Raw genomic sequence first — 10790 nt, forward strand, 5'->3', positions numbered from 1 at the left:
CGGGGCAGCCGAGCACGTCCGTCAATCAGATCTCGATGAAGCGAAGGAGTCTCATGCACGTCCAAATGCTCACGAGTCACGGTCCCCGAGTCGAGTGGATCACCGAGTTGGTGCAGTTAACAGACCAAGCCTGGCACAAGGTCTGGATCGCGCTCGCGGCCGGCGTCGCCGCCGCCGGGGGAGCGCGGTGAGCGCCGACACGGAGCAGACCGCGCTCTCCCTGCCGCGCGGCGCCCAGGCGCCCCGCGGCATCGGGGCGGTGCCCACCGACCAGTTACGGCAGATGCTGCGCGACCACTTCATCAAGCCGGGGGAGGAGCTGCCCGGCGCGGTGTTCCTGACCGAGGTGACCGCCCCGGGCCGCTCCACCCGGCGCGCGGACGCGGTGCACATCGCCACCTGGGCCTCGCGCGGCGGCGGCGAGATCGACGTCTGCGAGATCAAGACGCAGCGCGCGGACTGGCTGCGGGAGATGCGCGACCCGGGCAAGGCCGAGGCGTGGTGGCCGCACTCCAGCCGCTTCTGGCTGGTCGTCCCCAACACAGGGGTCGCGCGGCCCGAGGAACTGCCGCCGGGCTGGGGGCTCCTGGTGCCCAGGAAGTCCGCGCGCCGCTTCCAGACGGTGGTCGAGCCGGCCGTACGGACACCGGAAGTCACCCCGGCCCTCTTGGTGACGCTGCTGACCTGTACCGAGACGGTGCGCGCCAATGCGCTGCGCAGGCAGGCGAACGCGCTGGGGGACCAGCACCGCGAGCAGCTCCGGAAGGCCCGCCAGGAGGCCGGCCCCGCGCTCGACCCGGGCGTCCAGCAGCGGCTGCGGCTGCTGAGTGTGCTGGAGAAGGCGCTCGGCGGCCGGCTCGTCCCCGGCACGCCGTGGGGCGACGCGGTCTCCACCGAGCAGGCCGCCGAGGTGCTGGCCGCCTTCGCCCGCCCGCACCTGGAGCAGGAACGGGCTCGTCGGCGGGCCGCCTATCTGGTCGAGGCCCTGAGCACACACGAGGGGGAACTGGCGGCGGCGCTGAAGCTGCTGCGCGACGGGCTGGGCGTCACCGAGACACCGTGACGCGCTGACGCCGAACTGCCGGGCCCACGGGGCTGGTTCCCGCGCCGGGGACCGGCCCCTTCCGCATCCCACTACCCGTAGACCTGTTGCGTGTGTATTGGGTTTCGTCTAGTGTCTGTCTCGCAGGGCACCCCACCCCCCCCGGAGGGCCCTGCACCCCCGGGTGCCGCGCCCCGCCCCCCTTCGAGGCGCGGCACCTGCCCAGCTCTTACCGGAGGACCTCATGACGCTGGCCGGACTTCGCACCCAGGTCGCCCCCCGCGCCAAGCGCGCCCAGGACGTGTTCCTCGGACTGCTCTTCGCGACCGCCGGGCTGATCGTCGCCCGCACCGTCGCCGGCATCGCCGCGGACAGCGGGCTGAACCTGGGATGGCAGCTCGGTCTCGGCGTCGCGGGATACGCCGCGGCGATCGCGCTCCTGGCCAACCTCAGCAACACCGACCCGCTGGCCACCCTCGCCGAGGCCACCGGATCCCTCGCCGCCCTCACCTACGGACTGCTCCGCACGGCCGCGGCCCTCCTCGTCCTGCTCGGCGTCCTGTTCGCCGCCGTGGCCGGCGCCTTCGGGCACGCCGTCGCCACCTGATCCGACACCGAAAGGCACACACGATGACGCGACTTCTGCTGGCGCTGGGACTCGGCTCGGTCACCGCCTACTTCGCGGCGGCGGCCACCGGCGACCTCACCCTTCACCGCCGTACTGGGGAGCACCGTGACGGTCCTCGTCTGGATCGGCACCCTCCTCGCCGACACCACCCAGCGGCGGCTCGAGGCCCTCGCCCGCCGCCAGCACGGGGCGTCCGCCGTCCGGTCGCCGCGGTGATCGCCGCCTGCTGGCTCTACCCGCTGGCCGTGATCGAGCTGACCCCGCGCCTGGCCGCCCACGTTCTGCGCGCCCTGACGAAAGAGGGCTCCTCGACGAGATAACCCGCACCCCCTTCCTGGACTGCGAGTGCGACCCGCGCACCGGTCCCTCAGCACCCCCTTCTAAGGAGACACCGACCATGAAGCACCTCGTACGGGCCTCGGCCACTGCCCTCATATTGGCGCTCACCGCTTTCGGGCTGACCGCCTGCGGCTCCAGCGACGACGACTGCGATGACAACACCAGTGGGGCCTCCGCCCAGCTGGCCATAGCCCCTGACCTGCTCAGCGGCACGGGCGGTCGCGGTTCTTCGGGCAGCAAGCCGAAGCCGCAGAAGCTCACGAAGCCGCAGACCAGCAAGCCCAGGGGCGGCAAGCCGGGCAGCAAGCCGCAGAGCAGCAAGCACAAGGGCAGCAAGCCCAAGGGCGGCAGTCACCACGACGACATCTGCGACGAGGACTGACCGAGCGTGAATCGCTGTCCGTTGGCCCGGCGGACCAAGCAGCCCGCCCGGCCGACGGACAGCCCAGATCTGGCCACCCACGTCCTGCGCGCCGTGACGAAAGAGAGCTCCTCGAGATGACCCGCACCACCTTCCTGGACTGCGAGTTCGACCCCCGCAACATGGCACTGCCCGGCCTGCTGTCCCTCGGCGTCACCGACGACGACGGCCAGGACTACTACGCGGTCAACGCCGACGCGGACCTCGGCGGCGTCCTGGACCACGCCTTCATCGTCCAGCACGTCCTGCCGCACATGCCGGTCACCGTGCACCGCGACCGCGCCGGCACCCCCGTCGCGATCGACTTCGACACCAGCCACCCGCACTACGAGAACGTCCGGCCGGCCAAGGAGATCGCCGCCGACCTGGACCGCTACTTCAAGGCACCCGCCGCGCCCCGACTCGTCGCCTACTACGGCGCGCAGGACGCCTGCCGCCTGCACTCCCTGTGGGACAACGACTGGTCACAGATGCCGGTCCACATCCCGCGCTACTTCACCGACATCCAGGTCATGGCCGACGACCTCGGAGTGAGCGAGCTGCCCGAGCAGCAGAGCACCGCCCACCACGCGCTCGCCGACGCCCAGTACAACCGCGACGCCTACCGCTTCCTGCGCTCCCTGCAGAAGCAGCGCCACATCGGCGTCGAGGACTTCGCCCGCCAGCTGCACGCCAACAGCCTCCTCGTCGACGCGAGCGGCCCGTACTGGGAGGCCCTCACCTTCCAGCAGCGCGACGACTACCGCCGCTCGGCCGAGCACCTCCTCGCCCAGTACGACATCCGATCATGACCGCCACCGCAGTGGCCGCCCGGCCCGCCCCCGGCGGCCCGGCCGACCTGGTGCACGAGGAGCACCGGGCCGACGGACAGCTCGCCGCCGCGGTGCTCAGCGCCGACCGCACCCACCGCTACCTGCTGACCCGCATCTGGGACCGGCAGCGGCCGCCGCTCGCCTTCGTGATGCTCAACCCCTCCACGGCCGACGCCCACGCCGACGACCGCACCATCGGGCGCTGCACGTCCTTCGCCCGCCGCGAAGGGGCCGGCGGCCTCCTGGTCGTCAACCTCTTCGCCCTGCGCGCCAAGAAGCCCCGGCCCGCGCTCACCGAGGCCGCCGACCCCGTCGGCCCGTACAACGACTCCTTCATCCACCACGCCGTCCAGGCGTGCGAAACCGTCGTCGTCGCCTGGGGAAGCCACGGCGTCATCAACGACCGCGGCCGCCAGGTCGCCGACCGGCTGTGGGACCAGGGCATCGGCATGCGCTGCCTGGGCACGACCGGCTCCGGCCAGCCGCTGCACCCGCTCTACCTCCACGGGACGACCCCGTTGGTCCCGTACGCCCCGTCGCACACCTGAGCCGGACCTCCACCTCTCCGTACGTCCCGAACTGCCCTCCCGACGCACGAAAGGAACGAGATCGTGAATACGCGCAAGGGATGCCCGACGCCCAACGTCTCGGCGTTCGCCACCGAGCAGGGCGCCGACTACGTGGCACTCCGCGTCCAGGTCCCCGTCGGCAAGATCCTCACGCCGCGCCTGTGCGTGTGCGACTGGTGGCACCTGACCGGCAGCCCCCGCACCGTGCACCGGCCGGCCGGCCTCACCCCCAAGCCCGGCGACGGCCTCCTCCTCCAGGACGTGCCCGACGCGGACTTCAAGGAGGCCACCCGGCGGGACGTACGGGGCACCGGATCGCGGGCTGAGGCCCTGGCCCTGCGCCACCCGAGAAACCTCACCCCGTGGCGGCGAGCCCTCAAGTCGCTCTGGACCGACATCGAGCAGCAGTTCGCCGCCCGGGCCGACGACGCCGGCGAGGAGACCCGGATCTGGCGGGCCCGCGCGCAGGTCTACCGCTCCGTCATCGCCGAGCGCCGCAACGAGGCGAACAAGCGCCTGGCCCGGGCCGCGTCCCTGACCCCGGCGCAGCGCTACACCTGGCGGCGCGCGGAGGCCGCCGTGCTCGAAGGCGAGGCCCCCGAGAACCTGGCCGAGGTCACCGAGCTGTTCGTGCCGCTGGCGATGGCCGCGTGATGTGGCCCGACCCGCCGACCGCCGCAGCCACCGCCGGTGCCCTCGCCGTCGTCGCCGGCTACTGGGCGGGCAGCGCCCACCTCCTCGATCGCACGGAGCGCGTCGTCGACCGGTGGGCCCGCAAGCACGCCGTCCGCCGCGGCTTCGGCGGGCGCCGTCACCTTGGCTGGTGGCTGGCCCAGGTCTGGTTCGCCGCGCAGATCGCGTACAACTTCGTGCTCGCCCCCGTCGCGAGCGTGCGCAACATCCGCGAGGTCCGCGAAGCCCGCCGGCAGTACCGCCTGCGGCGCCAGAGCGCCCCGCCGGTCCTCGTCGCCGACGTCCCCCCGGCCGACACCGGCCGCCAGCAGGCGGCGCAGCAGTGAACGCCGGGTCCTCCGCAGCCGCGCAAGCCGCCGCCCACGGGGCCGGCCAACGCCCCGGCCTGTGGCTACGGCTGCTGATCGCGCTGGGCGTCCGCGAGGAGCCGGCCCCACCGGAGGCCGCGATGCCCTGGCTGAAGGGCGCCGAGGGCGAACTCGCCACCCAGGCGCTGATCGACGTCCTGATCGGCGAGGGCTGGACGGTCTTCCACGACCTGGGCCTGCCCCGCTCGAGGAGCAACGTCGACCACATCCTGATCCCGCCCAGCGGAGCGGGCATCATCGTCCTCGACTCCAAGCGCTGGTGGGCCACCTGGCTCACCTCCGCCGTTGGCGGGCGCCTGTACTGCGGAGAGGAGGACCGGCACTACGACGCGGAGAAGGCTGCCTTCCTCGCCCGGTTCGTCCGGGACGTCGTGGGGCTCGTCGACCTGCCCGTCCTGCCCGCCCTGGTCATCCACGCATCCGCCGTCGCCGACGGCGGCCACCTCCAGGTGGACGTCGACAACTGGCCGCTCCCGCTGCATGTCTTCGGCCCGCAGACCCTACTGGCGAACCTGCGCGAGCGCGCGGGCCGGCCCGACCCCCGCCGGGCGGCCCGCCTGGCGTCCCGCGTCGCCCAGACGACGCACCCCTACGTCGAAGGAGGCTCGTGATGTGGTGGTTCAGCCCGGACCCCACCGAGGCCACCGGTCAACTCCTGGCCCCGCTGCGCCAGGACGGCTGGGAGATCCTCACCGACCGCAAGCTGCCCCGCTCGAACATCGTCGTCCCGCACATCCTGATCCCGCCCTGCGGCCGCGGACTCGTGGTGCCGGTCTCCTACCGGTGGCCGAAGGGGAAGCTCACCGTCGTGGTGGACGGCAAACTCAAGTGCGGCCGGCGCTCCAAGCAGCAGGCGGTCCGCGGGCTCGCCGACCTGGCCGGGCGGACCCAGGCGGCCGTCTCGCGTCCCAAGCCGAAGTGGAAAGACCTCGGCATGGTGCCGGCGCTGGTCGTGCACGGATCGCCGATCTTCCGCCACCGCGACCTCGCCGAGTGCCGGCGCTGGCCCAGCCCGATCACGGTGATCGCCCCCGAGGGCCTGCTGACGGCGCTGCAGGAGATCCCGGGGAACCCCGACCCGAACCGGGCAGCGGCGCTCACCGAGCGCGTGGCCGTCCTGCTGCCCGAGGACTGAACCCCCCGCCCGCCCCGACGCGGCCCGCCCGGATCACGGGGCGGGCCGCGTCGTGCTGCGGCGGCAAAGGTGCAGATCAGCGGGGCAGCCGGGATTCACCTAGACTCGTATCGAACGCATGTACGTATTTGAGGTGAGGAGGGCCAGTCATGGGCGAACAGCACGCCGACCCGGCCCTGCGCGCCACCGTCCTGCACCTGCGGGTACGACCCGGCACACCGCCGGAGACCTACCAGCGGCTGCTGGACCTCTCACCCGTCGTCCAGGCGCTGCCACCCGCCGCGGCCCTCGTCGACGTGGCCGGCGCGCTGCGCTTCCACCAGCGCACCCCGGCCGAGATCGCCTCGCTCGTCCGGGGTGCGCGCCATGGCCTGGTTCGACACCGAGGTCCACATCGGAGCGGCGCCGAACTGGGCCCTGGCCGCCACCGCCTCGGCCCGGCCGGGCCCGACCGGGCTCACGGTCGTCGCCGACCACGCCGCGGCGATCGCCGACTTCCTGTGGCCGCTGCCCGTCGAGGACCTGCACGGCATCGGCCGGCAGCAGGCCACGACGCTGCGCCGCTACGGCATCGGCACCGTCGGCGCGCTCGCCGCTCTCCCCGAGACCACGGCGCAGCGCATCCTGGGCGGGCAGCTCGGCCGGCTGCTGCGCGACCGCTCCTGGGGGCTGGACCTGCGGGCGGTGACGCCGACCGCTCTGCCGCGCTCGACGAGCGAGCGGCGCCACTTCGACCTCGACGAGCTGAACCCGGACGTCGTACGGACGGCGATCCTCGACGCCGCGTACGTCGTCGCCTGCCGGCTGCGCGAGCGCGGCCAGGCCGCGACGGTCCTGGAGCTGCAGCTGCGGTTCGCCGACGGCTCTCAGCTCAGCCGGTCCCGGCGGCTCGAGGCGCCGTCCGCGCACACCGAGGACCTGCGGGACGCCGGATACGAGCTGTTCGCCCGTCTGGGCCTGCAGCGGGCCCGCACCCGCGGCGTCAGCGTCCGGGCCACCGAGCTGGTCGACGCGGACCGGGTGACGGAGCAGATCACCTTCGACCGCCGCACGGAGAACGGCCGGCGGGCGGAGAGCGCGGTGGACAAGGCCAACCGGCGCTTCGGCGCGGGAACGGTGCGCCCGGCGCGGCTGGCGGGCCCGCGCCGGGCGGCGTGACGTACGGACGACGTCTCAGGAGGCCGATCCGACGGGGGGCCACAGGGCCAGACCGTCGCCGGCCTCGCGGCCGACCACATGCCAGTGAAGATGGAACACGGACTGTTCGGCGATCGGGCCGACGTTGGCGATCAGGTGGCAGTCGCCGCCCTGGGCGCGGGCCAGCTCGGCCGCGCGCCGGACGGTAGCGGCGTTGACGTCGGGGTCCTCGAGCGCGTCCCGTACGTGAACGCGGGGGATGACCAGGCGGTGCCGGGGGCCGCACGGCCCCAGGGGCGCGATCGCGATCGCGTCGGGCCAATCGGCCACCACGGTGGCGGGGGAGCGGCCCTCGACGATCGCGCAGAACACGCACGGCCCGGCACCGGTCCCGGTGCCGGGCGCTGCGGTCTGCGTCACGCGCCGACGACCGGACGGTCGACGTGCAGGTGCTCGACGAGGGTCGGGATGCCGCGGTCGTTGAGCGCGGAGGCGACCGCCTCGGCCATGGCCACACTGCGGTGCTTGCCTCCGCGGCAGCCGACCAGTACGCGCACGATCTTGACGTGCGGGTCGGCCCAGCCGCGCAGGAGGGCCTCGACCTGGCCGATGGTCTCTTCGAGGATCGTCACGCCGCCGCGGGTGCTCAGGACGTGGTGGCTCACCTCGGGCTCGAGGCCGGTGCGGTGGCGCATCTCCGGGTCGTCGAAGGGGTTACGGAGCTTCTTGCTCAGGTTCACCAGCAGGACGTTGCCGGCGGTGTCGGGGACTTCGTGCAGGAAGCCGAAGCTGGTGACCTCCACCTTGCGGAGGGCCGGGTCGAAGTTCGTCGTCATGTGTCCACCATTCTTGGCGCCGGTCGAGGGCGGTAGGGGTTTCCTGTTTCCACTTGGTGCCTGTGGTGCCTTCAGAACCTAAGTCAAACCCCATACACAAGCAATAGTGTGGGTGTGGTCGTGACGCGATCCGGCCACCCCGCGCCGACGCCGCCGGACACGAAGATGCCCGGCGGCAAGTCGGCTTCGAACGACGGTCCACCGGGCCCCGCCAGTGTCCCACCGCCCCCAGACCGGCCTGTCCCGGCGCCCGTTCTCCCACGGCAGACGTCCACATCGCCCACATCGCTGGATGACTCGCGCCCACCCACGCCAACGTCACGACGCCGCCCGACGAACGGCGGCCCCACCACCCAACTCGCCCTCCAGGAGTGCGCCTTGACCAGCTCGTCCACCCTTCTCATCGCCCCCCGCTACCTGGCGGGACCCGACGCCGCCGGGACCGTGGCCGTCGGCCGCCTCCTGCGCGCCGCCGGATGGCGGGAACGCTCCGCCCAGGGCGGGACCTGCTACCGCACGGCCGACGGACGGCGCGAGGCGCTGTTCCTTCCCGAGGGGGCCTGCCAGGGCGCGTACGACACGGAGCGGTCCTGGCGCTTCGCCGCCCGCCCCGCGCCCGGCGCACGCGCCAGGTGGAGCACCGCCTTCGCGGCGAGCACGCCGCCGGAGCTGGTCGCGGCCTTCGCGGCCGCGCTCGCCGCCGACGACGCCGACCCCGCGACCGGCGGCCCGCACTACCTCGCGCCGCCGGTCGCCCCGCACGAGGCGACACAGGCCCTCGCGGAGGCCGGGTGGATACGCGACCTCGGCGCGGGCATCGACTGGTACGCGCCGACGATGCAGGCCGCCGTCGCCGGGGACCGCCTCACCCCGGGCAGCGCGGACGCGAAGAACTGGCTGTTCGCCGCCCGCCGCTTCGCCGACCGGACCGTCCTGTGGCACGCCCTGGCCACCCCCGGCACCCCGGGCCACCTCGTCAACGCCCTGTGCCGGGCGATGGCGGACCCCGCGCCGGTCGCCCGCACGGTCCTGCCGGACCCCTGCGTGGGACGGCTCGAGGTCAACCGCACCGCCTGATCGGCGAGGCCGGGGAGCCGCCCGGGCGGGCGGCACCCCGACGGCCGGGAAGCGCCGACGCACCGGCCGGGCGAAGGGCCGGCGCACCCCCGGGGACCAGTTCTCCCACGGCAGACACCGGACGCAGGCAAACCGCTGGATGTGTCGCGCGCACCCACGCGAATGTCTGGTCGCCCCGATGTTGCCGATCTTGAAAAGGGGACGGTCATGGCCGTCACAGCACCCACCGCCCGCGAGATACCCGAGGTCCGCGCCGACCTCGCCACCTGGGCCGCCGACCCCTCCCGCGACGGGATGGCGAACTGGCTCCACTGCATGATGGGGAGCCAGGCGCGCACCTCCTTCGACCACCTCCTGCCGCCCGGCGTCACGACCGCCCGGGGCCTGGCCGCCCGCTCCGCCGCCGGGCTGCGCGCCGCTGAACTCTTCTACGTCACCTCCGACATGACGGCCCTGGCGCACCACGCGGCGCAGAGCCTGACCGACTACGAGATGCGCCCGCAGGACCTGCCCGCCCCGGTCGGCATGCTGGTCTTCGAGGACCCGCCGATGCGGTTCGAGGCGGCGGGCAACCAGCCCGTACGGCTGATCACCTGGGGGCCCTGGCTCGGGCACCTGGCGATCGACTACTGGAGCGGCACCCGCGAGTACCTCGACCAGGTCGACTTGGCCGTCCCGGCGTACATGGCGGGCGTGGACCCGGCGGAGAACGAGGCGTGGCTGCGGGCGAAGTTCGCGCACGTACGGCCCGGCGAGATGGCCAGCATCCACCCCCTTCACGGCTTCACCTACCTGCGCAGCACGCTGATCGAGCCGGGGCTTGCGGACCTGAGCGGCACCGACCCCGGCGAGGTGGCACTCCTGCGGCTGATCCAGGCGACCTGGCTGCTGATGGGCCAGAGCATCGCGACGAGCGAGCGGGTGGTCGCCGACCGGTCCTCACGCCGCCGCATCCAGCGCATGGACCGCGACTACGGCACCGAGGTCCGCATGATCCGGCTGCGCCGGGCCCGGACCGCGAACGGCGCCGACACCGCCGAGACGCCGGGCACCCGCGAGTACCAGCACCGCTGGGTCGTACGCGGCCACTGGCGGGACCAGCCCTATCCCTCGCTCGGCATCACCCGGCCGCTGTGGATCAGCCCGTACATCGCCGGACCCGACGGGCTGCCGCTGATCGGCGGGGAGAAGGTCATGGTCCTGGCCCGGTAGAGGACGAGGGCGGCCCCCGCGCACCGCCGGTGCGCGGGGGCCGACTCGTCGCCCCGGCCGGGGCCGGCCGCGCCGATCGGGGTGCTGCCGGCCTTGGCGGGCCGCGGGCCGGGGGAACGGTTCCCGGCCGGGGCCGACAGCCGCCGCGTGTCGGCCCGGCGGCAGGGCGAGGGCGCACCGGGCACGGGGAGGGCGCGGACGCGGCGAGCGGCCGTCCATCGCCCCGGGGCGGGGCGGCGAACGGCCGTGCCGGGCAGGCTAGTTGGAGCGGGACCAGGTCCGCTTCTCCGTGGCGCGGGCCCGCCGCCGCTCCAGGCGGCGGAACTTGGCGCGCTGGCGGGGGTCGGTCAGGGCGCCGGGGACGAAGTGGTAGCAGGTGCAGCCCCGGCCGGCGTAGCGGCACGCCTGGCCGGCGTGGCGGGGCGTGGTCCGGGCGAGCATGCGCGCCATCGGAAGAGTCCTTTCGTCTCGGTGGTGCCGGGGGGGCCCCCCCGGGGGGGGGGGGGCCCCGGGGGGGGGGG

16 protein-coding genes and 1 pseudogene are annotated in these 10790 nt (G+C 73.8%); 13 read left to right on the top strand and 4 right to left on the bottom strand.

Annotation, left to right across the window (positions count from 1 at the left end; all coding sequences use genetic code 11):
- From QMK30_RS37545 to QMK30_RS37590, 10 genes and pseudogenes are all read left to right on the top strand, one after another.
- Positions 1 to 191, top strand: a pseudogene (locus QMK30_RS37545) (hypothetical protein); the annotation flags it as partial.
- The gene (locus tag QMK30_RS37550; RefSeq protein ID WP_283522823.1) at positions 188 to 1063 is read left to right on the top strand and encodes a hypothetical protein; all 876 of its coding nucleotides are present in this window, start codon (positions 188 to 190) and stop codon (positions 1061 to 1063) included. The pseudogene QMK30_RS37545 and the gene QMK30_RS37550, both read left to right, overlap by 4 nt.
- A 223-nt stretch (positions 1064 to 1286) precedes the next feature.
- Positions 1287 to 1649 (top strand): hypothetical protein, encoded by a 363-nt coding sequence (locus tag QMK30_RS37555; protein WP_283522824.1) that lies wholly within the window; start codon positions 1287 to 1289, stop codon positions 1647 to 1649.
- Positions 1650 to 2067: 418 nt separating this feature from the next.
- Positions 2068 to 2391, top strand: a complete 324-nt coding sequence (locus tag QMK30_RS37560) for a hypothetical protein (RefSeq protein WP_283522825.1) — start codon at positions 2068 to 2070, stop codon at positions 2389 to 2391.
- 116 nt (positions 2392 to 2507) lie between these two features.
- On the top strand, positions 2508 to 3221 hold the full coding sequence (locus tag QMK30_RS37565) for a hypothetical protein (RefSeq protein WP_283522826.1): 714 nt from the start codon (positions 2508 to 2510) through the stop codon (positions 3219 to 3221).
- The gene (locus QMK30_RS37570) at positions 3218 to 3790 is read left to right on the top strand and encodes a DUF1643 domain-containing protein (RefSeq protein ID WP_283522827.1); all 573 of its coding nucleotides are present in this window, start codon (positions 3218 to 3220) and stop codon (positions 3788 to 3790) included. The genes QMK30_RS37565 and QMK30_RS37570 overlap by 4 nt, the downstream gene beginning before the upstream one ends.
- Positions 3791 to 3853: 63 nt before the next feature.
- Positions 3854 to 4465: a hypothetical protein gene (locus QMK30_RS37575; RefSeq protein WP_283522828.1), complete on the top strand. Its 612-nt coding sequence runs from the start codon at positions 3854 to 3856 to the stop codon at positions 4463 to 4465.
- Entirely contained in the window at positions 4462 to 4830 is a 369-nt protein-coding gene (locus tag QMK30_RS37580) for a hypothetical protein (RefSeq protein WP_283522829.1), read from the top strand. Before QMK30_RS37575 ends, QMK30_RS37580 begins: the two co-directional genes overlap by 4 nt.
- Positions 4827 to 5483, top strand: a complete 657-nt coding sequence (locus tag QMK30_RS37585) for a nuclease-related domain-containing protein (protein ID WP_283522830.1) — start codon at positions 4827 to 4829, stop codon at positions 5481 to 5483. Before QMK30_RS37580 ends, QMK30_RS37585 begins: the two co-directional genes overlap by 4 nt.
- Entirely contained in the window at positions 5483 to 6007 is a 525-nt protein-coding gene (locus QMK30_RS37590; protein WP_283522831.1) for a hypothetical protein, read from the top strand. Before QMK30_RS37585 ends, QMK30_RS37590 begins: the two co-directional genes overlap by 1 nt.
- A gap of 251 nt (positions 6008 to 6258) precedes the next feature.
- Here the strand turns inward: QMK30_RS37590 and QMK30_RS37595 are convergent, their stop codons facing one another.
- Positions 6259 to 6390, bottom strand: coding sequence for a hypothetical protein (locus QMK30_RS37595; RefSeq protein ID WP_283522832.1), 132 nt, complete (start codon positions 6388 to 6390; stop codon positions 6259 to 6261).
- Here QMK30_RS37595 and QMK30_RS37600 point away from each other — a divergent pair.
- On the top strand, positions 6374 to 7165 hold the full coding sequence (locus tag QMK30_RS37600) for a DNA polymerase Y family protein (protein ID WP_283522833.1): 792 nt from the start codon (positions 6374 to 6376) through the stop codon (positions 7163 to 7165). The two genes, QMK30_RS37595 and QMK30_RS37600, sit on opposite strands and share 17 nt — an antisense overlap.
- 15 nt (positions 7166 to 7180) lie before the next feature.
- Here QMK30_RS37600 and QMK30_RS37605 read toward each other — a convergent pair whose 3' ends face one another.
- Both QMK30_RS37605 and QMK30_RS37610 read right to left on the bottom strand, forming a co-directional pair.
- Positions 7181 to 7564, bottom strand: a complete 384-nt coding sequence (locus QMK30_RS37605) for an HIT family protein (protein ID WP_283522834.1) — start codon at positions 7562 to 7564, stop codon at positions 7181 to 7183.
- The gene (locus QMK30_RS37610) at positions 7561 to 7980 is read right to left on the bottom strand and encodes a RapZ C-terminal domain-containing protein (RefSeq protein WP_283522835.1); all 420 of its coding nucleotides are present in this window, start codon (positions 7978 to 7980) and stop codon (positions 7561 to 7563) included. The genes QMK30_RS37605 and QMK30_RS37610 overlap by 4 nt, the downstream gene beginning before the upstream one ends.
- A gap of 378 nt (positions 7981 to 8358) precedes the next feature.
- On the opposite strand from QMK30_RS37610, the gene QMK30_RS37615 reads away from it, so the two are divergent.
- Positions 8359 to 9057: a DUF317 domain-containing protein gene (locus QMK30_RS37615; RefSeq protein WP_283522836.1), complete on the top strand. Its 699-nt coding sequence runs from the start codon at positions 8359 to 8361 to the stop codon at positions 9055 to 9057.
- 207 nt (positions 9058 to 9264) lie between these two features.
- On the top strand, positions 9265 to 10269 hold the full coding sequence (locus tag QMK30_RS37620; RefSeq protein ID WP_283522837.1) for a hypothetical protein: 1005 nt from the start codon (positions 9265 to 9267) through the stop codon (positions 10267 to 10269).
- Between the two features lie 258 nt (positions 10270 to 10527).
- On the opposite strand, the gene QMK30_RS37625 is transcribed toward QMK30_RS37620, so the two are convergent.
- A complete protein-coding gene (locus QMK30_RS37625) occupies positions 10528 to 10719 on the bottom strand; it encodes a hypothetical protein (protein ID WP_283522838.1) in 192 nt (63 codons plus the stop codon).
- Between the last annotated feature and the right edge of the window lie 71 nt (positions 10720 to 10790).

Source organism: Streptomyces sp. H27-C3 (assembly GCF_030063415.1).
In the GTDB taxonomy this organism is placed as follows: Bacteria; Actinomycetota; Actinomycetes; order Streptomycetales; family Streptomycetaceae; genus Streptomyces.

Coding starts and splice junctions, on each gene's coding strand:
- QMK30_RS37555 (WP_283522824.1), top strand. CDS start 1,287: ATGACGCTGGCCGGACTTCGCACCCAGGTCGCCCCCCGCGCCAAGCGC.
- QMK30_RS37560 (WP_283522825.1), top strand. CDS start 2,068: ATGAAGCACCTCGTACGGGCCTCGGCCACTGCCCTCATATTGGCGCTC.
- QMK30_RS37565 (WP_283522826.1), top strand. CDS start 2,508: ATGACCCGCACCACCTTCCTGGACTGCGAGTTCGACCCCCGCAACATG.
- QMK30_RS37570 (WP_283522827.1), top strand. CDS start 3,218: ATGACCGCCACCGCAGTGGCCGCCCGGCCCGCCCCCGGCGGCCCGGCC.
- QMK30_RS37590 (WP_283522831.1), top strand. CDS start 5,483: ATGTGGTGGTTCAGCCCGGACCCCACCGAGGCCACCGGTCAACTCCTG.
- QMK30_RS37600 (WP_283522833.1), top strand. CDS start 6,374: ATGGCCTGGTTCGACACCGAGGTCCACATCGGAGCGGCGCCGAACTGG.
- QMK30_RS37610 (WP_283522835.1), bottom strand. CDS start 7,980: ATGACGACGAACTTCGACCCGGCCCTCCGCAAGGTGGAGGTCACCAGC.
- QMK30_RS37620 (WP_283522837.1), top strand. CDS start 9,265: ATGGCCGTCACAGCACCCACCGCCCGCGAGATACCCGAGGTCCGCGCC.
- QMK30_RS37625 (WP_283522838.1), bottom strand. CDS start 10,719: ATGGCGCGCATGCTCGCCCGGACCACGCCCCGCCACGCCGGCCAGGCG.